At 45.9% G+C, this 21,361-nt stretch carries 26 protein-coding genes; 16 read left to right on the forward strand and 10 right to left on the reverse strand.

Annotation, left to right across the window (positions count from 1 at the left end; translation table 11 throughout):
• The first annotated feature begins 148 nt into the window (after window positions 1-148).
• The gene (locus EL162_RS04695; RefSeq protein WP_126330457.1) at window positions 149-1,660 is read left to right on the forward strand and encodes a helicase HerA-like domain-containing protein; all 1,512 of its coding nucleotides are present in this window, start codon (window positions 149-151) and stop codon (window positions 1,658-1,660) included.
• A gap of 44 nt (window positions 1,661-1,704) precedes the next feature.
• Here EL162_RS04695 and EL162_RS04700 read toward each other — a convergent pair whose 3' ends face one another.
• Entirely contained in the window at window positions 1,705-2,373 is a 669-nt protein-coding gene (locus tag EL162_RS04700; protein ID WP_126330458.1) for a TerD family protein, read from the reverse strand.
• Here EL162_RS04700 and EL162_RS04705 point away from each other — a divergent pair.
• Entirely contained in the window at window positions 2,372-2,662 is a 291-nt protein-coding gene (locus tag EL162_RS04705) for a hypothetical protein (RefSeq protein ID WP_126330460.1), read from the forward strand. The two genes, EL162_RS04700 and EL162_RS04705, sit on opposite strands and share 2 nt — an antisense overlap.
• Here EL162_RS04705 and EL162_RS04710 read toward each other — a convergent pair.
• Window positions 2,637-4,031, reverse strand: a complete 1,395-nt coding sequence (locus EL162_RS04710; RefSeq protein WP_126330462.1) for a D-2-hydroxyglutarate dehydrogenase — start codon at window positions 4,029-4,031, stop codon at window positions 2,637-2,639. The genes EL162_RS04705 and EL162_RS04710 overlap by 26 nt on opposite strands.
• A gap of 258 nt (window positions 4,032-4,289) precedes the next feature.
• Between EL162_RS04710 and trhP the strand changes: the two genes are divergently transcribed.
• On the forward strand, window positions 4,290-5,726 hold the full coding sequence (gene trhP / locus EL162_RS04715; protein ID WP_126330464.1) for a prephenate-dependent tRNA uridine(34) hydroxylase TrhP: 1,437 nt from the start codon (window positions 4,290-4,292) through the stop codon (window positions 5,724-5,726).
• Window positions 5,727-5,759: 33 nt separating this feature from the next.
• Here the strand turns inward: trhP and EL162_RS04720 are convergent, their stop codons facing one another.
• Window positions 5,760-6,527 carry a DpnI domain-containing protein gene (locus EL162_RS04720; protein WP_126330466.1) on the reverse strand — a complete coding sequence of 256 codons (768 nt, stop codon included), beginning with the start codon at window positions 6,525-6,527 and terminating at the stop codon, window positions 5,760-5,762.
• Between EL162_RS04720 and EL162_RS04725 the strand changes: the two genes are divergently transcribed.
• Together EL162_RS04725 and EL162_RS04730 are read left to right on the forward strand one after the other, a co-directional pair.
• Complete coding sequence (locus tag EL162_RS04725) at window positions 6,527-6,808, forward strand: hypothetical protein (protein ID WP_126330468.1); 282 nt, start codon at window positions 6,527-6,529, stop codon at window positions 6,806-6,808. The two genes, EL162_RS04720 and EL162_RS04725, sit on opposite strands and share 1 nt — an antisense overlap.
• Window positions 6,809-6,834: 26 nt before the next feature.
• A complete protein-coding gene (locus tag EL162_RS04730; protein ID WP_076554233.1) occupies window positions 6,835-7,092 on the forward strand; it encodes a YfhL family 4Fe-4S dicluster ferredoxin in 258 nt (85 codons plus the stop codon).
• A gap of 29 nt (window positions 7,093-7,121) precedes the next feature.
• Here EL162_RS04730 and EL162_RS04735 read toward each other — a convergent pair whose 3' ends face one another.
• From EL162_RS04735 to yihA, 3 genes are read right to left on the reverse strand one after another with little or no spacing between them, the layout of a single operon-like run.
• Window positions 7,122-7,568: a GatB/YqeY domain-containing protein gene (locus tag EL162_RS04735; RefSeq protein WP_126330469.1), complete on the reverse strand. Its 447-nt coding sequence runs from the start codon at window positions 7,566-7,568 to the stop codon at window positions 7,122-7,124.
• Window positions 7,565-8,425, reverse strand: coding sequence for a 16S rRNA (cytidine(1402)-2'-O)-methyltransferase (rsmI, locus tag EL162_RS04740; protein WP_126330471.1), 861 nt, complete (start codon window positions 8,423-8,425; stop codon window positions 7,565-7,567). Before rsmI ends, EL162_RS04735 begins: the two co-directional genes overlap by 4 nt.
• 1 nt (window position 8,426) lies before the next feature.
• Entirely contained in the window at window positions 8,427-9,086 is a 660-nt protein-coding gene (gene yihA, locus EL162_RS04745; RefSeq protein WP_126330473.1) for a ribosome biogenesis GTP-binding protein YihA/YsxC, read from the reverse strand.
• Window positions 9,087-9,472: 386 nt separating this feature from the next.
• Between yihA and EL162_RS04750 the strand changes: the two genes are divergently transcribed.
• The 3 genes from EL162_RS04750 (at window position 9,473) to EL162_RS04760 (ending at window position 11,710) form a co-directional block, all read left to right on the forward strand.
• The gene (locus tag EL162_RS04750) at window positions 9,473-10,168 is read left to right on the forward strand and encodes a c-type cytochrome (RefSeq protein ID WP_076554241.1); all 696 of its coding nucleotides are present in this window, start codon (window positions 9,473-9,475) and stop codon (window positions 10,166-10,168) included.
• 130 nt (window positions 10,169-10,298) lie between these two features.
• Window positions 10,299-11,381, forward strand: a complete 1,083-nt coding sequence (locus EL162_RS04755; RefSeq protein WP_126330475.1) for a hypothetical protein — start codon at window positions 10,299-10,301, stop codon at window positions 11,379-11,381.
• On the forward strand, window positions 11,381-11,710 hold the full coding sequence (locus EL162_RS04760) for an RnfH family protein (RefSeq protein ID WP_076554249.1): 330 nt from the start codon (window positions 11,381-11,383) through the stop codon (window positions 11,708-11,710). Before EL162_RS04755 ends, EL162_RS04760 begins: the two co-directional genes overlap by 1 nt.
• A gap of 190 nt (window positions 11,711-11,900) precedes the next feature.
• Here EL162_RS04760 and prmC read toward each other — a convergent pair whose 3' ends face one another.
• Both prmC and EL162_RS04770 read right to left on the reverse strand, forming a co-directional pair.
• A complete protein-coding gene (gene prmC / locus EL162_RS04765; RefSeq protein WP_126330477.1) occupies window positions 11,901-13,169 on the reverse strand; it encodes a peptide chain release factor N(5)-glutamine methyltransferase in 1,269 nt (422 codons plus the stop codon).
• A gap of 24 nt (window positions 13,170-13,193) precedes the next feature.
• Window positions 13,194-13,625: an MliC family protein gene (locus tag EL162_RS04770; protein ID WP_076554253.1), complete on the reverse strand. Its 432-nt coding sequence runs from the start codon at window positions 13,623-13,625 to the stop codon at window positions 13,194-13,196.
• Between the two features lie 205 nt (window positions 13,626-13,830).
• On the opposite strand from EL162_RS04770, the gene EL162_RS04775 reads away from it, so the two are divergent.
• Complete coding sequence (locus EL162_RS04775; protein ID WP_227543436.1) at window positions 13,831-14,886, forward strand: NAD(P)H-dependent flavin oxidoreductase; 1,056 nt, start codon at window positions 13,831-13,833, stop codon at window positions 14,884-14,886.
• 291 nt (window positions 14,887-15,177) lie between these two features.
• On the opposite strand, the gene EL162_RS09995 is transcribed toward EL162_RS04775, so the two are convergent.
• Both EL162_RS09995 and nhaA read right to left on the reverse strand, forming a co-directional pair.
• Window positions 15,178-15,336: a hypothetical protein gene (locus EL162_RS09995; protein ID WP_170161419.1), complete on the reverse strand. Its 159-nt coding sequence runs from the start codon at window positions 15,334-15,336 to the stop codon at window positions 15,178-15,180.
• A gap of 33 nt (window positions 15,337-15,369) precedes the next feature.
• On the reverse strand, window positions 15,370-16,587 hold the full coding sequence (gene nhaA / locus EL162_RS04780; RefSeq protein WP_126330479.1) for a Na+/H+ antiporter NhaA: 1,218 nt from the start codon (window positions 16,585-16,587) through the stop codon (window positions 15,370-15,372).
• 403 nt (window positions 16,588-16,990) lie between these two features.
• Between nhaA and EL162_RS04785 the strand changes: the two genes are divergently transcribed.
• The 7 genes from EL162_RS04785 (at window position 16,991) to EL162_RS04810 (ending at window position 21,193) form a co-directional block, all read left to right on the forward strand.
• Window positions 16,991-18,136, forward strand: a complete 1,146-nt coding sequence (locus EL162_RS04785; RefSeq protein ID WP_126330481.1) for an NADH-dependent flavin oxidoreductase — start codon at window positions 16,991-16,993, stop codon at window positions 18,134-18,136.
• 15 nt (window positions 18,137-18,151) lie between these two features.
• The gene (locus EL162_RS10260; RefSeq protein WP_197718999.1) at window positions 18,152-18,442 is read left to right on the forward strand and encodes a hypothetical protein; all 291 of its coding nucleotides are present in this window, start codon (window positions 18,152-18,154) and stop codon (window positions 18,440-18,442) included.
• Window positions 18,439-19,005: a DUF1749 domain-containing protein gene (locus tag EL162_RS04790; RefSeq protein ID WP_197719000.1), complete on the forward strand. Its 567-nt coding sequence runs from the start codon at window positions 18,439-18,441 to the stop codon at window positions 19,003-19,005. Before EL162_RS10260 ends, EL162_RS04790 begins: the two co-directional genes overlap by 4 nt.
• 68 nt (window positions 19,006-19,073) lie before the next feature.
• On the forward strand, window positions 19,074-19,424 hold the full coding sequence (locus EL162_RS04795; RefSeq protein WP_126330483.1) for a phenylpyruvate tautomerase MIF-related protein: 351 nt from the start codon (window positions 19,074-19,076) through the stop codon (window positions 19,422-19,424).
• A gap of 10 nt (window positions 19,425-19,434) precedes the next feature.
• Window positions 19,435-20,196: a DsbA family protein gene (locus tag EL162_RS04800; RefSeq protein ID WP_126330485.1), complete on the forward strand. Its 762-nt coding sequence runs from the start codon at window positions 19,435-19,437 to the stop codon at window positions 20,194-20,196.
• Window positions 20,142-20,300 (forward strand): winged helix-turn-helix transcriptional regulator, encoded by a 159-nt coding sequence (locus EL162_RS10390; protein WP_126330487.1) that lies wholly within the window; start codon window positions 20,142-20,144, stop codon window positions 20,298-20,300. The genes EL162_RS04800 and EL162_RS10390 overlap by 55 nt, the downstream gene beginning before the upstream one ends.
• An 11-nt stretch (window positions 20,301-20,311) precedes the next feature.
• Complete coding sequence (locus tag EL162_RS04810) at window positions 20,312-21,193, forward strand: LysR family transcriptional regulator (protein ID WP_126330489.1); 882 nt, start codon at window positions 20,312-20,314, stop codon at window positions 21,191-21,193.
• Window positions 21,194-21,361 lie beyond the last annotated feature (168 nt).

A 21,361-nucleotide genomic window follows, 5' to 3' on the forward strand; every position in this document is an offset into this window, starting at 1 on the left:
ACTATAGCAAGTTTTTGTCAATTTGGCAAAATGTTCTATTGAAATTAAGGCTGGCTTGATAAAAAATACAAAAATTTGTGCACTGTTTTCACCGCTTGGCTAAAGTAAGCGGTATAATATTAATTTTGGCAACCATCAAGGAATATTTATGCTAAGCATTGCAAAAACCACCGACACGCAGGATAATTTGGGTATCATACCAAAAATGGCAAACCGACACGGACTTATTGCAGGAGCGACAGGCACGGGCAAGACCATCAGTTTGCGTAAAATGGCAGAGGCTTTTAGTCAGGCAGGCGTGCCTGTATTTTTGGCCGATGTAAAAGGTGATTTGTCAGGCATGGTGCAGGCAGGCACCGCCACAGGCAAAGTTGGTGAGCGTATGGCACAATTTGGGCTGTCTGATGAGTATCTGTCAGGCTTTCCTGTGCGGTTTTGGGATGTGTATGCAGAGACTGGGATTGCGGTGCGAGTTACCATATCGCAGCTTGGCAGTGCGTTGCTATCTCGCTTGATGGGGCTAAATGACACTCAAGAAGGCTTGCTAAATCTTGTCTTTAAGGTTGCTGATGACAGAGGTTGGCATTTGCTTGACTTAAAAGATTTGCGTGCCATGCTTGGCTTTGTGGCTAAGAATGCTGCCGAATTTCGCACGCAATATGGCAATATCTCAGCAGCCAGCATTGGTGCAATCCAGCGGCAGTTATTGCAGCTTGAGAGCGAGGGGGCGGATAAGTTTTTTGGTGAGCCATCATTAAATCTGCAAGACTGGCTACAAACTGACGGCGGCAAGGGGGTAATCAATATCCTAAACAGCGACAAACTCATGCGTTCGCCTCGTTTGTATGCGGCATTTTTGCTGTGGTTTTTGGCAGAGATTTTTGAGACTTTTCCTGAAGTGGGTGATTTGGATAAGCCAAAATTTGTGCTGTTTTTTGACGAGGCACATTTGTTATTTGATGAGATGCCACAAGCACTGACCAAGCAGATTGAGCAAGTGGTGCGGTTGATTCGCTCAAAGGGCGTGGGTGTGTATTTTGTTACCCAAAATCCACTGGATTTGCCAGATGCAATCTTAGGACAGCTTGGCAATCGCATTCAGCATGCCTTGCGTGCATTTACGCCTAGGGATCAAAAGGCAGTCAAAGCTGCCGCAGAGACTTTTCGCAGTACTGAGAAATTTTCTGTTGCGACCGCCATCAGTGAGCTTGGCGTTGGCGAGGCTTTGGTGTCATTTTTGGACGCAGATGGTATGCCAAGTGTGGTTGAACGGGCGTATATTTTGCCGCCGTCATCACAGCTGGCTCCGCTTAGTGCAGCCGAGCAGCAGGCGAATTATCAGCAGGATATTTTATACCCTCATTATAAAGATATGCTGGATAATTATTCAGCGTTTGAGGCGTTGGCTGATGAGCGTGCCGCCAGCGAGGAACGCACAGCACAGCCATCTGATGACACCAATACCAAAGAAAAAGCAGCCGAAAAGTCTGAAGCGGGCGTGTTTGAGGGATTTTTGGGCGGCTTGACAGGTGGACGCAAAAAATCAGGGCAGGGCGTGGCGTATAATGTCGCTGATCAGCTGGGCAGTCAGTTGAATAAGCAGGCGAGCCGTGCCATCAGCCGTGGTCTGATGGGCGTGATTAAAAATTTGCTAAAATAACTGTCAGAACAATAAGATTACGGCAAGTCAATGGCTTGCCGTTTTTACCAACGGTTGTTATTGCTGTTTTGCAAAAAATCACTGGCCGCTTTGCTGATGCCATCAATTGACTGACTGGCAAGTTTGCCAAGTTTTAACGCCTGCATTGGCGTATGCAGTTGCCAGCCGTTGTCTTCATAAGACAGTTGCCAAGCGATTAAGGTTTTGCAATCAGGTTCAATCTGCGAAAAGCTGATACTGTGTGCTTTGGGATTGTCTTTATCGCCCAGATGTATTATGCCTTTGTCGGCGGCACGCAGTGGTTGATTGTGATAACTGTTTAGTACAACTAACAAATGTTTGGCGGTATTGGGCAGTTCATTGAGGCGTAATTGTATTTGCTCTTGGGCAATCAAACTTTCCTCAAAACTTTTGGCACCAACCAGTGCATCACCTTGGTGGCGAATGGATTCATTGGCATTACGCAAATTGCCATACCAGATTTTTTCGACAACTTGCATTGATTTGTCAAGCACGATGCAGGATAAATCAATATCCATCGCAATTGGTGCATCGCTGACAAGTGGCAATTTGGCAAGCATGGCTGCCAGCCCTGTTTTTTCTAGGCTGGTGAAATGATAGCTTAAGCCAATCAATAAAGTGTCGCCAAGCGTGCCATCACTTAGCGATCTGGGTTCATAATGCTGCTTTAAGACATGAGTATTGTTTGACATGATAAATTTTGGTTTGGTTGATAGTTATTATGGCGGTTTTGGCAATGGCTCAAAAGCACAAAAATCCCAAGGTGTACTTTGGCATTTAAAAGTGGTAAGAAATCCAAAACCAGCGATTGGCTACCATCATACCCTATCTGGGCGGAATTTTCGAGCATGGCAACAAAATTATGACAAAAATGCAACTTGTAACAAACTGGCACAAATGCCACACAAGATTGTCAGTCACCATTGTGTTTTGTTGCCCTGCCAAAGCGGTGCAGTCAGTCAAAAATCTTGCCTGAATTGATGATGCCATTTGGGTCAAATGCTGCCTTGATGGCTTTCATGTAGGCGATTTCTTCGGGACTGCGGCTGTAGTGCAGATAGGGTTTTTTGGTCATGCCAACGCCATGTTCGGCAGAGATTGAGCCGTGGTATTTTTTGACGGTCTCAAAGACAAAAGCATTGACCGTTTGGCATTTGGCAAAAAACTCTTCTTTGCTAAGTGTGGCAGGTTTTAGGATATTTAGGTGCAGGTTGCCATCACCGATATGCCCAAACCAGCAGATTTCAAAATCAGGATAATTTTCCTTGACCACAGCTTCGATATCGGCAATGAAATCGCCCAGATGGCTGATAAGTACCGAGATGTCATTTTTATAAGGGGTGAAAACTGAGATGGTTTCAGAAATGCACTCACGCAATTTCCACAACTCTTGGAGCTGGGCGATGCTTTGGCTCATCACGCCATCAACAATCAAGCCAGCTTCGGCAGCAGACTCAAACACTGCCATCGCAGTCTCTAGCACCTCATCGCTTACCGCCTCAAACTCAAGCAAAACATAAAACGGCGTTTGGCTGTCAAAAGGTGCTTTGGTATGACCTGCGTCGATGACTTTATCAACAGCGATTTGGTCAAAAAATTCAAAAGCGGTCAGTGTCAATGCCTTGCCAAATTTATCAAGCAGTGCCACAATGCTGTCAAAATCAGGCACGCCAAGCACCATGGCTGTCAGATTGACAGGGGGTTTTTCAAGTTTAATCAGGGCTTTGGTAACAAACCCCAGCGTCCCTTCGGCACCGATAAACAGATGACGCAAATCATAACCTGTGGCGTTTTTTAGCATACCGCCATTGAGATTTAGCACATCGCCTTTGCCGGTAACGACAGTCAGACCCAAAATCTGGTTGCGTGTCATGCCGTAGCGAATCACCTTGATGCCGCCTGCATTTGTGCCGATATTGCCACCGATTTGACTTGAACCAGAGGAGGCAAAATCCACCGCATAGTACAAATCTTGACTTTCGGCAAACTCTTGCAAGGCTTTGGTAACAACACCTGCCTCAACTTCTACCATGCGGTCAGCTGCATAAAACTTGCCAATGTTGTTCATTTTATCAAAACTGACCACCACCTCGCCTTGTGCTGCCACAGCTGCTGCTGACAGTCCTGTGCGACCACCGCTTGGCACCAGTGGCGTGCGATGCTCATTTGCCAAACGCACAATGGTTGCAACTTCTTCGGTGGTTTTTGGGAAAAGTACCGCTTGGCAGTTGCTCTGAAAATGCACCGTCCAATCACGACCCCAGTGTGTGCAAGACTCACTGTCGGTTTTGATGCTAAGTTCAGGCAGGGCGATGGCGATGGCGTCCAAAAAGGCTTGATGTGTATTCATAATTTACTCGATTGCTGGTTTGGAATGTTCATCAAACAACACTTGACAAAAATAACCGCTATCATAGCAGATTATTGATAATTTTTTAATGATTTTTTCAAGACACTAGCTGTGAATTGTTGAATCAACGGACAAATTTAGCATCGCCCATGCCAAAAAGCAGTCTGGGGTGGGCAGCGGCAACAAATGTGCGTGTTGATTTTTATCTTTGGCAAAATTTGTTATAATAAGCAACCCAAGATTAATTAGGCAATGACAATGACAACCCAAACCACCAAAAAAGCCGAACTGCTCTGTCCTGCTGGCACTTTTAAAAATATGCAATATGCCTTTGCTTATGGGGCGGATGCCGTCTATGCAGGGCAGGCACGCTACAGCTTGCGTGTGCGTAATAATGATTTTGATGAAGAGAATTTGGCAAAAGGCATTGCTTATGCACATTCGCTTGGCAAAAAGTTTTATGTGGTGGTAAATATCCAAGCACACAACGCCAAACTCAAGACCTTTATCGAAGACATTCGCCCTGTGATTGAGATGAAGCCTGATGCCTTAATCATGTCGGATGCTGGCATGATTATGATGGTGCGAGAGCATTTTCCCCATCAACAGATTCATTTGTCAGTGCAAGCCAACGCGGTCAATTGGGCAACGGTAAAATTTTGGCAACAGATGGGTGTAAGTCGCGTTATTGTTAGTCGTGAGTTGTCCTTAAAAGAGATTGAACAAATCATTGCCGAAGTGCCCGATATGGAGATTGAGGTATTTGTGCATGGGGCACTCTGCATGGCGTACTCGGGTCGTTGTTTATTATCAGGCTATATCAACAAACGAGATGCCAACCAAGGCACTTGTACCAATGCTTGCCGTTGGTCTTATAATACTTATAAAGCCACAGAAAATGAAACGGGCGACATCGTACCAGTTACCCAAAGCACGAACACCGCTCAAGTCTTTGTGCCAAATCAAGCCACTGACAGCAACGCCATTGGTAATATCAATCTAAACGGCGATGTGGTGATGGGTGATGATTATGTAGAAAAACCGTCCGATGAAGTGGTGCTGATCGAAGAACAGGGCCGCAAGGGCGAGTTAATGGCAATGTATGAGGATGAGCATGGCACTTATATCATGAATTCCAAGGACTTGCGTGCGGTGGAGTTGGTGCCTGATTTGGTCAATATGGGCGTGCATTCTTTGAAGATTGAGGGGCGTACCAAGTCGCATTATTATGTTGCTCGCACCGCCCAAGTTTATCGCCGTGCCATTGATGATGCGGTTGCAGGTAAGCCGTTTGACACAAGTCTCATCACCGCTCTTGATGGGCTTGCCAATCGTGGCTATACCGAGGGTTTTTTACGCCGTCATGTACATGCTGATTATCAAAATTATGAATATGGTTCATCAAAAACCGACCATCAGCAATTTGTGGCGGAAGTTGTGGATATCTGTGAGAAGTTTCTGACCTTAGAAATAAAAAACAAACTCATGGTGGGCGATGAGATCGAAATCATGACCCCAAAAGGCAATTTGACCTACACGCTTACCAAGATGTGGGACAAAAAAGGCAATGAAATAGATGGTGCATTGGGTTCTGGCTGGACTGCCAAAATCGCCAATCCATTTAGCGATATATCGCATGAGGATTTGCAATTTGCTCTTGTGATGAAAAGCGTGAGTGAGGCGATTTATACTTGAGTTGTGTAAATAAGGCAGTTGAGATGCTGCCTTTTAGTGCACCTTACGATAGCGTCCACCGCCCAAAAATTCAATCACGCCTTGATCTCGTAAAACTTGTAACTGTTGTCGAATTTTGTCTTTGATATGAGCATTATTTGGGTATCTGATCGCCAATTCATGCTCAAAAGCATACATTTGCTTGAGTGAAAAAACATTGTCTGGCAATCTGTCAAGACAGCCCATGATTGCCAAAAGCCAGCCTTTGCTTTCAGCTTTCATTGTGCGTAGATAGAAATTTTGTCGCCATTTTTGCATTACTTTGTCTTGGTTGATGACTTGACCTTCCCTGATAATGCTGATTTTTCCACTGCTTGGCACTGTGCTGGTGTTAATGGAGCACATGACATAGTTTGGGCGGTTGGGAATGCCTTTTTGGCGTGGAATGATAATATCAGCACTAAAAAATTGCTTGGGTACAATAATTAAGTTATTGACTTTATAATCTTTTTTATCATAACTTAAAAAGAAAAAATTTGGATTGCTATCTGATGCAATCCGCTCAAGCATGGTGTGGTAGGCACCATCAGCAAAGTTGTTGCCTAAGCTTTTGCCATTTTTGCTCTTTAATTCATACTGCTCTTGGCATACAGTGCAGAAAAAATCACCAACAGGTTGGTTGTTGTCAAATTGATTAATGGGAAATGTACCACAGCATGGACAATAAACATTGTTGGCAAGCCAGTTTTCTGTTAGTATGCGAATAATTTGCGAGCTGCTTTGGTAATTTTTTGCCAAATCGGTATTAAAATATAAGTTCATTGATTGGGTGGTCTGTTGCTTCAATTAAACAGTGTTCATGCAAATACTCAAGACGCTGCTGTGATACCAAGCATGATAACTGGGCTGATGGCAAAAATCAATCACCTGTTGGCAAAACTTCCCATGCTGGGCATCGTGGCACATTGCTCAAGAGGCGATTTATCGGCATCGACCAAGAGCGACAATATTTACAAATTGCCAAAAATCGCTATCTTGCCATCAATGATGATACAAAAATATTCCTAAAACAAAAAATTCGTGAACAAATAAGTTTGATATAATAGTATTTATTTATCATTTTATCCCAATGGCACTAAAAATCACCACTGACTGTATCAACTGCGACATTTGCGAGCCAGAATGCCCCAATGATGCGATAAGCTACGACCAAAAAGGTCAAAAAACCTATGTCATCAACCCCGACCTATGCACCGAGTGCGTGGGTTTTTATGATGAACCGACCTGTGATAAGGTCTGCCCGATTGATTGTATCATCAAAGATCCCAATTATCCTGAGGATAATGATGAATTGTTGGCAAAATACAAGCGAATTTGGCAAAAATAAACCTGCCCAAAGGCAGGCTTAGGCTTGATTTAGGCGGTGAGTGCTTGTTTTACCAATCCTGAAATCACGGCAGGATCAGCAAGACCCACCGTTTGTTCTTTGACGGCATTCATCACTTTGCCCATATCCTTCATGCCTTGAGCTTCGGTTGCCAAGATGGTGGCTTTGATGATGGCAACAAGCTCTGCCTCGTCAAGCTGGGCTGGCAAAAACTGACTGATGGTATCAATCTCAAACTGCTCTGTATTTGCCAAATCCTCACGGCCATTGGCTGTATAAATCCCCAAAGACTCTTGGCGTTGTTTGATTTGTTTTTGTAGCAATTCCAAGATGGCAGTATCGCCAAGCTCAGTTTGGCTATCAATTTCTACCTTTTTGATGGCAGCTTGGACATTGCGAAGGACTTTGACGGTGTCCATTTCTCGTGCTTTCATTGCAGATTTGATGGTGTCATTTAGCGTATCTTTTAGACTCATGATGGCTCCTGTGTGGTTATGGTTTGTTCGTTGTTTTGTAGCGTTAGCAATCTGTCATAAACAGTGGATTTTTTTAGCTGCAGCACATCAGCAACGATGGCGGCGGCTTTTTTTGGGGGTAGCTCTTGGGCGATGCGTAATAGCCATTCGTCATATTCGGTAGTGCTATGCGTCTTGGTGTTGCCTGCAACAACCAGTACGATTTCACCCTTTTGTTGATTGCTGTCTTGTTTGACAAATTCCAGTAGCTGTGCCAGTGGCAGTTTTTTTATGGTTTCAAAAGTTTTGGTAAGTTCACGGCATAAAGTGGCTTCTCGCTCACCGCCAAATACAGAAATCATATCCGTCAAGCAGTCAATAATGCGGTGCGGTGCTTCATAAAAAATCAAAGTCTCGCTGCGTTTTTGCCAGCTGTTCAAGGCGGTGATGCGTCCATGGGATTTTGCAGGTAAAAATCCCAAAAAGCTAAACTTATCTGATGCCAATCCAGCGACAGACAGGGCGGCAATCATCGCACAAGCCCCAACAATAGGCACAACGCCAATGCCTTGCTCGTGGGCGGCACGCACCAAGCGAAAGCCTGGGTCTGAGATAAGTGGCGTGCCAGCATCACTGATAAGTGCAATCGATTGCCCTGATTGTAGCTTATCGATGAGTTTGGGCGTTTGGCTGTCGGCGTTATGCTCATGATAGGCAAGCGTTGGGGTGTTGATGTTAAAAAATTTTAACAAAACTGCCGAAGTGCGAGTATCCTCACAGGCGATAATATCAGCTGACTTTAGTGTGTCAATGGCACGCTGACTGATATCGGATAAGTTACCGATGGGCGTAGCAACGATATATAGCAGACCTGTCATATCATGCACCTGTGTGATTGTCTGATGACTCGGCAACGGGCAGTTGTAGCCATTCGCCCAGCACCAAGGCAAGCTCTTGCAGTCCTTGTTTTTTTAGTGCTGAAAACAACTGAATACTAAAGGGCAACTCCAAAGATTGCAATTGTTGTCTGGTGGCAAGCAGAGCTGATTTTTGGGCACCGTGCTTTAGTTTGTCGGCTTTGGTAAGTAGCACATGCACAGGCAGTCCGCCGTCTTTTGCCCAATGCAGCATCTGCTCATCAAAGTATTTTAAGGGGTGGCGTATGTCAGTCATCAGCACCAGCCCCACCAGTGATTTGCGTGAAACGAGATATTCCTCAAGCTCTTTTTGCCATTTGATTTTCATTGCCTCAGGCACGGCAGCATAGCCATAACCGGGCAAATCAACAATACGAGAATTCTCACTGCCAACGCCAAAAAAGTTAATCATCTGCGTGCGACCGGGGGTTTTTGAGGAGCGAGCCAGCTGTTTTTGTTGGGTGATGGTATTAATGGCAGAGGACTTGCCTGCATTAGAACGCCCAGCAAAAGCCACCTCAAAACCTGCATCATCAGGGCAGAGCTTAAAGGTGGGAGCAGACAACAAAAATTCCGTCTGATGGATTTTTTTTAAATAATCGTTGGCGTGATGATTTGACATGGTTTGATAAATTTAACAAAATAAGTTGTAGTATATCATTAAACACGCTAAAATCACCAATTTTAATCATTGATTTGGTTTGGGCTTGGAGATTGGTGATATTTTGGGCAGTTTGTGCTGGATTTGCCATGATTTATGATATTGTGTGGATTGTTTTGATGAAATTTTGCCAAAAAATCATACTTTTTTGAAAAAATGTTGCCAAAGCCACAATTTTTGTAGGAAAATTGAGCCAATTCTTGCTATAATATAGCCATTGTTCATGATATTTTGGTTTTGGTCGCCAAGCAATGCACGCCAATTGGCAAGTTGTTCAGCTTATCAAGACCGAGCCGCAACCAATTACAACATCACCCAAGACTTAGCCAAGTTAGTAGGAAATTGTTATGAAACCTGCAAAAAAAGCAACTTTAGCCAAATTCGCACTTGCAAGCTCAATTGGCATCGCCAGCCTGTCAGCTTATGCTGCTTCTTATCCCGTGCCTGCTTATAATATTGAGGCAGGTAAAGCCATTGTTGAGAATAACTGTGCTGCCTGTCATGGTGCCAATGGCGTGAGCGTTGCTCCATTACAGCCAAACCTTGGCGGACAAAATATCAAATACCTATACAAGCAGCTGGTGGATTTTAAAACCAAGGCTCGCCGCAATGGTGTGATGGAGGCTCAATTGGTGGGCTTGACCCAGCAGGATTTGGCAGATGTTGCAGGATATTATGCCAGTCAAGCACCATGGACACCGGGCTACGGCAATAAGGCAACTGCCGCCGAAGCGACCAAGTTGTACCTAGGTGGTGATAAGACCCGTGGCGTTATCCCTTGTGCAGGTTGCCATGATCCAAAAGGTTCGGGCAATGCCTTTGCTGCATTCCCTCGTTTGGGCGGTCAGCACGCCTCTTATCTGGCATTGCAACTAAAACTATTCCGTGCTGCAGGTCGTGAAGATGAGGTGGCAACTGACATGGAAGTGCGTACCAATGATGCTGCCAAAAAAGGCGAAAAAGGCATGATGCAAATGGTTGCAGCACGCCTATCTGACCGTGATATTAAGATTTTGTCTGAATATCTGTCAGCGGTGCATTGATTGATAGTTTTGCTGTATGTCAAAATTTGCCAAAAGCCTCCGTTGTGGGGCTTTTGTTGTTTTGGCTCGGCTTATGGGCTTGTACTGGATTTTGTGCTAAAATAGTGCAAATTTTATCATGGTAGAAAATATGCTGCATCGATATACGGTATTTTTTGTTGCTTGTGCTTTGCCTTTATTGATCACAGGGCAGATTGCACCAAATATGGCTTATCAGCTGGATTTTTGGCTGATGTGGTTGCTTGCGATGGTGCTGGTTGGCTTGCCAGTGTTGTTTGCTGAGTTGGCATTGTCGGCACGGTCGGCAGCTTTGCCATGGCAGGGCATTCAAAAACTCACTCGTGAAGCTGATGCTGGCATGATTTGGCGTGCGTTTGCAGCATTGTCAGTGCTGGTGGCGGTATTATTGGCAGCTGGGATTGCCTCGCGGATTGCGGTTGGCGTTGCGGCACAGTTCAGTGAGTTGGTGCGACAAGCAGGCGTGCCGATGATGGCGATGTCAGCGGTGGTGATGGCGGTGGCATTAATCTTAAGTTTATTAAGAGTGCGTTTGTTATTTGTTGGCACGCTACTTGTTATCTTTGGGGCGATGTTGTCGCTGCTTGACAGTGCGGTGAGCGTGCCACTGCTTACTGAGCCAAGCCTTGGTGAATGGTCTCAGGCAGTGTTGTTGGCATTATTAAGCGTCGGGGCGGGCAGTGGTTTGTATTGGTTTGGTTCAGCAACCATTGCCAATAATGTCATGCAAGCCAAAAAACCTTTGGCGGGCTATATTTTGCCAATTTGGCTGACGCAGTTAATTTTTGGGGCATTGGCAATTTTGGCAGGCAGTGCAATGATTGGCGTGCCGTCTTTTTTGGTGAGTAGTGTGGGCATGCTGTTGATTGCGGCATTTTTGCTACACTATGCAGGCGTGCAACTGGTGCTGCGTTTTGGGCTATTGACAGGGGTGCTTGTGCTTGTGCTTTTGGCATTTGCACTTAGCGTTGTGCCGATGCAGTTTTTGGTGATTGCGGTAATTTTTATCAGTTTGCTGGCGGTGTTGTGCTTGGCGATATTTTCAGGTTTTGTGATGAAAATCAGTCATTTACGCAAAACTTTTAACATGAAAACTGAACTGCGTTACAACATTTGGCGTGTGCTGGTGCGTATCATTGTTCCGCTTGCGGTTGTGGCGGCATTGGCAGGCGTGGTGCTGGAGCTGGTTGCCTGATGCGTATATCGGTGGCTTGTGTAACGGCGGATTTGCAGCAGTATTATACAGAGCTGGATTTGGCGGTAGGGGCAACGATTTATGAAGCACTGCTAGCAACAGGGTGGCTTGATGATGCCAAATTTGCCGACTTTGCCACTTGGTGCGTCCAAAATCGCACCAATGAGCCAAATCATAAAGCATGGCGTGTCGGTATTTTTAGCCAAAAAAAACGCTTGGACACGCCTTTGGCAGAGGGTGATCGTGTGGAGATTTATCGTCCACTTAACATTGAGCCGATGGCAAAACGCAAAGCCTTGTCAAAAAAATCACGCAGCGAGCGTTCTTAACAAAAGCCTGTGCAGATGGTCAAGCTCAAAACCAGACAGCTTGGGCTTTTTAGATTATTATGCTGATAATTGGGCAGTCTTTCTGTAATTTGGCGTGTATTTTGTTGTCATAAATCCGCCTTTATTTGACAAATTTACCACTGACGACAGCAATCCATCGACAATTGCCATCAATGGGCTGAATAATTTTTTAAAAAGTCTTCGATGATTTTGTCCATACTGCTTTGGTTACTCTGTCGTTGCCGCCATAATCTTGGACGGTTTCAATTTCAACCCATTGATTTTTCTTGAAAATTTGTTGAACTTGGGGGGCTTGTTGCCAACCGTGTTCTAACATCAACGCCCCGTTTGGGTGCAAATAAAGCGGTGCGTTTTCGATAATTTTTTGCAAATCCGCCAGCCCATTTTGCCCAGCGACCAACGCCGAACGAGGCTCAAACCGCACATCGCCTTGGGTGAGGTTTTCATCATTTTGATCGATATAGGGCGGATTACTCACGATCAAATGGAATTTCTGCGAGATTTGGGTAAACCAGTCGCTTTGCTGAATTTTAACATTATTTAGCCCTAAGGCTTGGCGATTTTGTTCGGCAAGTTCAACCGCTTGTGGCTCTCTATCGACTGCCACGATCTGCGCCTTTTCGCCCAATTCCCGTGCCAACGCCAAGGCAATCGCCCCCGTCCCTGTGCCGAGATCGAGGATTTGCAAAATTTCCTCACGATCCGACCGCTTGTTCGCCCAATCGAGTGCCAATTCGACCAGCCGTTCGGTATCAGGGCGAGGAATGAGGGTGGCAGGGGAGACCTTGAGCGGCAGCGACCAAAACTCTTTTTCGCCCAAAATATACGCCATCGGTTCGCCTTTGGCACGCCGTGCCAGTAAAGTGGCTAACTGTTTTAATTCTGCCTCGCTCAACCCCGTTTCCGCAAAGGCAAAAATGGCGGATTTTGAGCGTTTGGTTACCGCTTGCAACAGCAAATTCGCATCGGTTTTTGGATTTAAAAAAGGATCGTTCCCCTGATTTTCCGCAAGGGTGGCAGTGGCGAAAGTGAGCCATTGCTGATAGGTTTTGGGGAAAAGTTGCACAACCGAAAACTTTTCATAAACGACCTCAAAATCCCCCGCAATTTCCGTTGCCAAGTTGTATGCTTGGCACTGCTCTTGGAAAAATGCGAGGTGGGCTGATTGCCAGTCTGCCAAGTTCCCTTCACCCTCTGCTTGTGCCTTTTCTTCGGTGATTTGTGCAAATGCAATGATCTCAACCGATTGCAATTCGATTTTGACGACAGGCTGGTCGGCACTATCCAAAATAATGTGCTGATTGCCTACTTTGGGTAACGGCTCATCGGCTAAGGTGTAAAAACATTTGCCCGATGATGTGGCTGTTTTTAAGCCAGCCACGACCAGTGTTGCCAGATAATCAGGCTTTACGCCAAATTGCCATTGAGGAAGATCCATTTGCTGTCTCTATTTGCTTTTTAATTAGGCAATCTTGTTGCAGTTTAGCGTATATTCTTTATCGCCGATAATCACTGACAGCAGTCCAATCTCGCCTTTGGTGTGCCATTGGTATTGACTGTTCGGGTTGGTGCGATTCACAAAATTCATGCCAGAGGCTGTTTTTTCAGCTTTTAGGGTTAGCTGTTGATTGTTTAGTTTCCAGCTGGGGGCATTGATATTTAGCACCGCCAAATCTCGGTGTGGTTGATAGCTGGCAACCACTTTGGCATCTTGTTCACATTGATAGCTGGTGGTAAGGGCGGGTTTGGTTGCTTTGTCGCTGGCTTTGCCCTGATGATGGACAGCTTTGTTGGGCTTGTGGGTGGGTTTTACTTGAACTTGTTGCTTGGGAGCGGTGGCACAGCCTGCAATAGCAAAAGCAGCCAAACTGGCGATGATTAGTGATTTTTTCATAAATATCCTCAAAAGTTACACAAAATCAGCAACGATGCTGACAAATCGGTATATTATAATAAAAAAATAGTCAATTATCAGCCATAATGTGCAAAAATATGTAGTCAAATGGTGAATCATATTGTGCGATTGTGCAAAATTTTATAAACTGATTGCTGTGGCAAAGTTGAAGCGATTGCCAAATCTGACAAATGACCAGAGGGTGATGATGACAACATTCTTACAACGCTTGGGGCTTATGATACCGATTATCCAAGCGCCGATGGCAGGGGCGAGTAATGCTGGTTTTGTTGTTGCAGCTTGTCAGGCAGGAATAATAGGGTCGCTTGGGGCTGGCATGATGAAACCTGAGCAAATCAACGATGAGATTAACGCAATCAAGGCATTGGTTCAAGGCTGCTTTGCGGTTAATTTGATGATTTTGCCCAAACGGCTGACGGACAGAGTGATTGAACCGATGCCTGCATGGCTGGTGCAGTGCTATAAATCCATCAATCAGCCAGCCGATATTGAGATGCCGCCCGCTCCTGATTTTGCCGAGCAATTGGCGGTGCTGCTTGACAATCCTGTACCTGTGGCAAGTTTTACTTTTGGGATTTTGCAAGCCTCACAAGTGGACGCATTGCACGCTGTTGGCACGCAAGTCATTGGCACGGCAAATCACCCTGATGAGGTGTTGGCATGGATAGAGGCGGGTGCTGATGCGGTGGTGCTACAAGGTGCCGAGGCGGGCGGGCATCGTGGTGGCTGGCTGTACGAACAAAGTAAGCCGTTAATGCTCGATGAGCTGTGGGCAGCAACCAAGCAGGCTTTGGCGACTGCGGATAAATCGATACCGTTGATTGTTGCAGGTGGAATCGCAACCAGACAACAAGTGCAAAAATATCTAAGCATGGGTGCCGAAGCTGTTTCGGTGGGTACGGCATTTTTGACCACGCATGAGGCGGTGATTCACAAGGCGTATCAAGCACGCCTATTGTCCGCCAAAGCCTGCGATACTGCCTTGACCAGACTGTACTCGGGCAAGCTGGCAAGGGGGATTATTACCGAATATATGCGGCAATTTGCCCAATTTGATGGTTTGCAACGGCATGCACAAATTCCTGAATATCCAATGTTAAATGCCATGACCAAAAAACTGCGAGCCGTTAGCACGCAAATGCACAACACCGAGATGATGTCATTGTGGGCAGGCATGGGGGTGGAGCATTGCCGTGATGAGACCATATCACAACTGGTGGCAAGGCTTGGCTGCGATTAAGTCTTGTCATTAAGATTGCTACAACAAGCATTGGCTGCTGATAACTTTGGTGTAATGATGGCTGATTAAGTTTGATTTTGGCAAAATAAAGCCAATAAAGTTGAGTGAGTTTGTGGCAAATGAATTAATTTAATATAATTTAAGTATCTTATAATTTAATTAAAATGACTGTATTTGCCAAGATGGCAAGTAAGCGTTGTGCTTGTGGTTTTGTATAGCTTACTGATGACAAATATGATCAAAAGTACGGTGCTTGTGCTTGATATATTATATATTTAATAAAATATTATTTTATTTTTCATAATTTAAAATTTCTGTGCAATCAGTAAAATGATAACAAGGCAGATTGCTTGAGTTGGTGATGGGATTTGTCTTTTTGCTATGATTTAGCAATCTGTCTGGCGATGCCTGATGAATGCTTTGGCTGATTGCTGGCTTATCTGTGGACATAAAAATCCCCAAGCGGCGGGCTTGGGGTCAGGATTAGTCGTGCGTTGTGGGAATAAAACCATCGCCAGTATCTTTGGCAAGTGTGGGGTTGTCGGCATTGGGAATGGTGCGGCGAAGCAAAAGATAGCCTGCAATGCCTGAAATGAGTGAGCCAATAATAATGCCAAGTCGCGGATCGAACTCTGCTGGAATGCCACCAAAAGCCAGCCCTGAAATAAACAAACTCATGGTAAAGCCAATACCGCACAGCAACGAAACACCGTATAACTGCGTCAGATTTGTACCTTTTGGCAGGTTTGCCAGATTAAGTTTTAGGCAAATCAGCACCGCTGCCATAACGCCAAACTGCTTGCCCAAAACCAAACCTGCGGCAATGCCGAGCGGCACTGGGTGCAGCAGCGTGTCAAGATTGGTACCGATGAGCGAAATGCCAGCATTGGCAAAGGCAAATAAAGGCAATACACCAAAGGCAACGGTATTGTGCAAATCATGCTCCAGCTCTTCTAGTGGCGAATGCTCTGGATCTTTTTTGTTGCGAAGTGGGATGAAAAACGCCAGCAAAACCCCAGCGAGCGTTGCGTGCACGCCTGATTTTAATAACGCCGCCCACAGAATAAGTCCGATGAGCAGATAGGGTGTAATGCGTACTACATTGATTTTGTTCAAAAAATACAAAAATGGGAAACAGACAGCCGCCACTGCCAATGAAAATAATGACAACTCGCTGGTATAAAACAGGGCAATGATAATGATTGCACCCAAGTCATCAAAGATAGCAATGGATACCAAAAATACCTTTAGGGCGTTTGGCACGCGGTTGCCCAAAAGGCTAATCACCCCCAGTGCAAAAGCGATATCCGTGGCAGCAGGGATTGCCCAACCAGCCAATTGCTCAGGATTTTGGTAATTAAATGCTGCATAAATCAGTGCAGGAGCAATCATGCCACCGACCGCTGCCAGTGCAGGCATGAGAATTTGTTTGATGTCAGACAGCTCGCCAATCAGTGCCTCTCGCTTGAGTTCAAGACCAACCAAAAAGAAAAAAATCGCCATCAGCCCATCATTGATCCAGTGCTGGGCATCTTTGGCAATCTCAAAACTGCCAATTTGCACGACCACAGGGGCATGAATAAAGGCGTTGTAAAATTCCTGCAATGGCGAATTAGCAACGATCATGGCAAGCACCGCTGCCAAAGCAAGCACGATACCGCCAGCGGCTTCTAGTTGAAAAAAGGCTTTGATTTTTTCCATAGCTTCCTCATATTGGCTGAAACTTAATAATCTTATGAGTATTAATAAATTAACGCAATCAGCCAATCAAAATGGTGGCAAGTTGATTTTATGCAGGCAATTCATACATAAAAAATCGCTATCAATCCATCACTTTATCATAAAATTTTGTTAGGCGATAAGTTTTTTTGTAAATTTATCAAAAAATTCATCGCACGGTGCAGTCATTGGGCGAAGTTTGTAATTATGAGCGTGTGTTTTTATTGGCTTTGGCGGCTGTGTAGCTGTGCAGTGCCGATAAGGGATTGTGATTTGTTATTGTATTTTTGCCAATAAATCAAAAGTCATTTGATTTATTGTTGCTTTTTTAAGAAAAATAAAACCACTAAAATGGCGACATTCGTTAGGCTTCAAGGAATAAAAAATGATGAATCCAAAATATGCTCCACTGTTTGAGCCTTACACCCTGAACAACGGGGTGGAAATTAAAAACCGTTTAACCGTTGCACCGCTGACCATTTACGACTCAGGGGCGGACGGCGAGATTACCGAGGCAGGTCGCCACTTTTGGCGAGATCGTTTTAACGGTTTTGGGCTTTATATTATGCCGTTTACCAATGTGCACCCGAGTGGTATCGGCTTTGAGTCGCCCAATGCCTTTGATGAACGCCACTTGCCGACTTTGCGAGAATATGCCGAGCTTGCCCACGCACAAGGGGCAAAAGCGGTGGTGCAAATCGCCCATTCGGGCTTGCGTGCCGATCCTGCGATGACGCAAGGACACGATGTAATCGCTCCAACAGGCGATATGTACGGTCGTTTTCGTGCGATGAGCGATGACGAAGTAGGGCAAATGGTGGCAAGTTTCGCCCGAGCTGCCGAGCTTGTGATGCAAGCTGGCTTTGACGGGGTGGAAATTCACGGGGCAAATGGCTGGCTGATTCAACAATTTGTCTCCGCCGCCACCAATTTTCGCCAAGATCGATGGGGCGGTAGCCTTGAAAACCGCTTGCGTTTTCCGCTGGCGATTGTCGATGCGATCGACCAAATGCGACAAAAACACCACCGCCCAGATTTTATTATCGGCTACCGCTTTTCGCCCGAAGAGCCGGGCGAGAGAGGCATTACGATGAAAGAAACGCTCACGCTCATTGATCGCTTGCTCGAAAAACCGCTTCAATATCTGCACATTTCGCTGTGGGATTTTTACAAAAAAGTTCGCCGTGGGGCGGATACGAGCCTGACCCGAATGCAGGTGGTACACGACCGCATTAACGGACGCTTGCCGTTTTTGGGCTCTGGCAATCTTTACACGGCGGACGATATGCTAAAAGCCTATCAAACAGGCTGGGTGGAATCGGTTTCCATCGGCAAAAGCATTATGCTGAACCCCAATTTGGTGGGATTGATCGAAACAGGGCATGAAGAGGAAATCCAAACCACTTTCGATTGGGAAAAAGCCGACAGCTATCGCTACACCCCTGCGATGCTACAAGGCACAATGGCTGGCACGGATTTTTATCCGCCCTCAAAACAGCGTGGCGTGCGTTACAAAACCGAACATTTCTAACAAGCGGTGAGAAAAATGCAAAAACTTAACATATCAACCGAACAAGGCACGGCGTTGCAGGGCGTGCTGTTTTCCGCCCAGCAGGCGGATACTGTGATGATCGCCATCACGGGCATTCACGGCATTTTTATTCCAATCCCTTTTATTACAACATTGGTAAGACCCTGTCCGCAGGCGAGATTGATTTTATCTATGCCCAAACTCGCAACGCCTTCGGGCAAATTGACACCGTCAATCATCTCACAGGCAAGCCTGAGCTTGTCGGCTCTTTTAATGAGGATTTTCGCTTTGCCGAGCAAGATGTGAAAGCCTATGTGGATTATGCTGCCGCGGCTGGCTATCGCCACATTATTTTGGCAGGACATTCCTTGGGGGCGAACAAGGTGATTTATTATCTGGCGAAAACCCAAGATCCGCGTGTGCAGAAATTTATTTTGCTCAGCCCTGCCAATATCGCCCATCTGATTTCGGTGGTAACGCCCGAGCAAAAAGCGATAATTGCCGATTATCTCGCCCACGGACGAGGGCAAGAATTATTACCCTTTGAGCTACTCGGCTGGCTACCGTGCGTGGCGGATACGGCAGATCAATGGCTGCACAGCTTGATTTTGGATAATGTGCATTTGGAAGATGACAAAGATTTCTCTCAAATCGAGCAAATCTCGCACACGGGGGCGTTATTGATTGGCACTTTTGACCGCTTTACCTATGGCGATCCGAGCCAGTTTTTACGCACCATCAACCGCCATTTTCCCAAGCATCAGCAAAACGAGCTGATTTTTATCGAAAACACGGGGCATACCTACCAGCGAAAAGAGCAAGAAGTTGCCGACCGCCTGTTAGCCCTGATTCAACATTGGCGAGCCTAATAAGCTAAGCAAGCGGTGGGATTTTTTGAAATTTCTAAAAATCTCACCGCTTGTAACGAGGATTTTCTATGCCATTTATGACCTTAAAAACCAACCTGTCGCTCAATGCTACCCAAGCGACCGCCCTAAAAACCGCACTGGGCAAAGCGATCGAAGTCGTCCCTTATAAATCTGAGGCAAATTTATTGCTGGAACTACAAGATCAATGCCGTTTTTACCTTGCTGGCGAAAATCAGCACCCTGTCGCCTATGTCAAAATCAGCCTGTTTGCCAACGAACAGCACTGGGGCTACCCTGAATTGACGGCGGCGATCACAGAGTCCCTTACCGACATTTTACAGATTGCTCCACACCGCATTTATCTGCATTTTGAGGACATCACTGCGTGGGGCGTGGCAGGGCAATATCTTGAACGCTAGGGCAAAATTTATGCAAAACCCACTGATTATTTACCAATTTACCGACCCGATGATGGGGCTGTCGTATGAGAGTGAGCCGTTTTTCCGCCAAGTGGAAAGCCATTTTGGTGAGCAGATCCGCTTTCGCCCGATAATTAGCTACTTGGTGCGAAATGTGGCGGATTTTATGATCCCAGATGATTTTAAAGAGGGGGCAGAAAAGGCGTTTATCCGCTACAACAAACGGCTGGCACAAATCTATCAAAGCGAGCAAAGCATTAGCGGAATACCGATCAAAATGGATCATCTTGAGCTGTTTTCGCCCGAACGCCCCTCATCGCTACCGCTTAATCTGGCATATAAAGCGGTCGAGCTTGCCTGTGCGAGCAAAGCCGAGCCGTTTTTGTACCGCTTACGCTTTGCGACCGTGGCGGAATGTCGCCCCACCACCAAATTTGATGAAATCGTGCGAGTCGTCAAACAGTGCGATATTGATCTCACGGCGTTTTTACAGCATTATCAAGATGGTTCGGCACAATTCGCCCTTGAACGCGATTTTGCCTTTTTAAATGAGGTGGGCGTGCGAGGTTTGCCAGCTTATCTGTTTGAATATCAAGGCAAACGCCTATTGCGTTCGGGCGTGCTGACTTATGCGGATTTTGCGATGGCGATTCGGCAGGTGTCTGGTGGGCAAATTATGCCGTCTGTGCCCACTTTTTCGCCCCAAGCCTTAGACTTTTGCAAAAACATCCGCCGATCTCACCGCTTGAAATTCAAGCCGCCTTCGGCTTAACCGCAAGCGAAGTGTGGCAACAGGTTCGCCCCTTGATTGAAAACGGCTCGCTACAAGTGATTGATGCAGCTGGCGGAAAGTTTATGATGAGGCGATCTTTTTAACGAGAATGGCAATGGACAGAATACAATCCCTACAAATTTATGTGCTGGTGGTCGAGACGGGCAGTTTTACCAAATGTGCCGAGCAGTTAAATCTGCACGTTTCGGTGGTTTCCAAAGCGATCAAATACCTTGAACATCAGCTTGGCACACGCCTGCTCAACCGCACCACCCGTAAAATTTCGCTGACGGCAGAAGGCGAGGCGTTTTATGAAAAAAGCCAAAGCCTGCTGGCGGAATTGGCTGATACTTTTCACGATTTGTCCTCCGCCAGCCGTCAAGCCGAGGGCAAATTACGCATTGAACTGCCCTCTGCCATTGCCCCTTTTGTGATCGCCCATTTGCTGCAATTTTACCAAAAATATCCGCAAATTCAGTTGATTTTGTCGGTGTCGGATCATCTGAGCAATTTGATTGATGAGGGCTTAGATTGCTCCTTGCGACTGGGCGAATTAAGCGACAGCAGTTACATCGCTCGCCCCCTTGCCCCGATTGCGATGACGACTTGTGCCACAAGCCACTATTTACAGCAAAACGGCTTGCCCACCGAACTTGATGAGTTGCAACAGCATAGGGCGGTGCATTATTTTTCGGGCAAACAACGCAAAATAATGAGCTGGCATTTTTTGCAACAAGGCGAAAATATTCGTCTCAAATTGCCAAATAAAACGCTCGTGAATGATTCCAATGCGTTATTGCACTGTGCCTTGGCAGGGCTTGGCATTGTGCAAATGCCCACGCTACTGGTCGCCCCTTATTTAGCCACAGGGCAACTCCAAACCGTCCTTCCTCATCTCGCTCCACCTGCCAAAACCGCGTGGATTGTCTATCCCCAACGCAAACACCTCCCAAAACGGCTAGAACATTTTATTGAATGGGTTTGGGGATATTTTTGATATTGACAAAAAAGTTGGCTAAAGGCTGTGGTGATTATTAGCAATGGGTAAATTGGCTTGGTAAAGGTCTTGAGTTTGTATTAATCAATGATTTGGCTGATTGGGTAATGGATAGGAGGTTGGGTAAAATGCCAGCTTGGCATAAGGCTTGCTGGCATTGTGATAAAT

Source organism: Moraxella cuniculi, from assembly GCF_900637105.1.
Lineage (GTDB): Bacteria > Pseudomonadota > Gammaproteobacteria > Pseudomonadales > Moraxellaceae > Moraxella > Moraxella cuniculi.

What these genes read in the sequence shown, in the direction of transcription:
- EL162_RS04695 (WP_126330457.1), top strand. Translation starts at nt 149, where the DNA reads ATGCTAAGCATTGCAAAAACCACCGACACGCAGGATAATTTGGGTATC.
- EL162_RS04705 (WP_126330460.1), top strand. Translation starts at nt 2,372, where the DNA reads ATGATAAATTTTGGTTTGGTTGATAGTTATTATGGCGGTTTTGGCAAT.
- EL162_RS04700 (WP_126330458.1), bottom strand. Translation starts at nt 2,373, where the DNA reads ATGTCAAACAATACTCATGTCTTAAAGCAGCATTATGAACCCAGATCG.
- EL162_RS04710 (WP_126330462.1), bottom strand. Translation starts at nt 4,031, where the DNA reads ATGAATACACATCAAGCCTTTTTGGACGCCATCGCCATCGCCCTGCCT.
- trhP (WP_126330464.1), top strand. Translation starts at nt 4,290, where the DNA reads ATGACAACCCAAACCACCAAAAAAGCCGAACTGCTCTGTCCTGCTGGC.
- EL162_RS04720 (WP_126330466.1), bottom strand. Translation starts at nt 6,527, where the DNA reads ATGAACTTATATTTTAATACCGATTTGGCAAAAAATTACCAAAGCAGC.
- EL162_RS04730 (WP_076554233.1), top strand. Translation starts at nt 6,835, where the DNA reads ATGGCACTAAAAATCACCACTGACTGTATCAACTGCGACATTTGCGAG.
- EL162_RS04735 (WP_126330469.1), bottom strand. Translation starts at nt 7,568, where the DNA reads ATGAGTCTAAAAGATACGCTAAATGACACCATCAAATCTGCAATGAAA.
- rsmI (WP_126330471.1), bottom strand. Translation starts at nt 8,425, where the DNA reads ATGACAGGTCTGCTATATATCGTTGCTACGCCCATCGGTAACTTATCC.
- yihA (WP_126330473.1), bottom strand. Translation starts at nt 9,086, where the DNA reads ATGTCAAATCATCACGCCAACGATTATTTAAAAAAAATCCATCAGACG.
- EL162_RS04750 (WP_076554241.1), top strand. Translation starts at nt 9,473, where the DNA reads ATGAAACCTGCAAAAAAAGCAACTTTAGCCAAATTCGCACTTGCAAGC.
- EL162_RS04755 (WP_126330475.1), top strand. Translation starts at nt 10,299, where the DNA reads ATGCTGCATCGATATACGGTATTTTTTGTTGCTTGTGCTTTGCCTTTA.
- EL162_RS04760 (WP_076554249.1), top strand. Translation starts at nt 11,381, where the DNA reads ATGCGTATATCGGTGGCTTGTGTAACGGCGGATTTGCAGCAGTATTAT.
- prmC (WP_126330477.1), bottom strand. Translation starts at nt 13,169, where the DNA reads ATGGATCTTCCTCAATGGCAATTTGGCGTAAAGCCTGATTATCTGGCA.
- EL162_RS04770 (WP_076554253.1), bottom strand. Translation starts at nt 13,625, where the DNA reads ATGAAAAAATCACTAATCATCGCCAGTTTGGCTGCTTTTGCTATTGCA.
- EL162_RS04775 (WP_227543436.1), top strand. Translation starts at nt 13,831, where the DNA reads ATGATGACAACATTCTTACAACGCTTGGGGCTTATGATACCGATTATC.
- EL162_RS09995 (WP_170161419.1), bottom strand. Translation starts at nt 15,336, where the DNA reads ATGTCCACAGATAAGCCAGCAATCAGCCAAAGCATTCATCAGGCATCG.
- nhaA (WP_126330479.1), bottom strand. Translation starts at nt 16,587, where the DNA reads ATGGAAAAAATCAAAGCCTTTTTTCAACTAGAAGCCGCTGGCGGTATC.
- EL162_RS04785 (WP_126330481.1), top strand. Translation starts at nt 16,991, where the DNA reads ATGATGAATCCAAAATATGCTCCACTGTTTGAGCCTTACACCCTGAAC.
- EL162_RS10260 (WP_197718999.1), top strand. Translation starts at nt 18,152, where the DNA reads ATGCAAAAACTTAACATATCAACCGAACAAGGCACGGCGTTGCAGGGC.
- EL162_RS04795 (WP_126330483.1), top strand. Translation starts at nt 19,074, where the DNA reads ATGCCATTTATGACCTTAAAAACCAACCTGTCGCTCAATGCTACCCAA.
- EL162_RS04800 (WP_126330485.1), top strand. Translation starts at nt 19,435, where the DNA reads ATGCAAAACCCACTGATTATTTACCAATTTACCGACCCGATGATGGGG.
- EL162_RS04810 (WP_126330489.1), top strand. Translation starts at nt 20,312, where the DNA reads ATGGACAGAATACAATCCCTACAAATTTATGTGCTGGTGGTCGAGACG.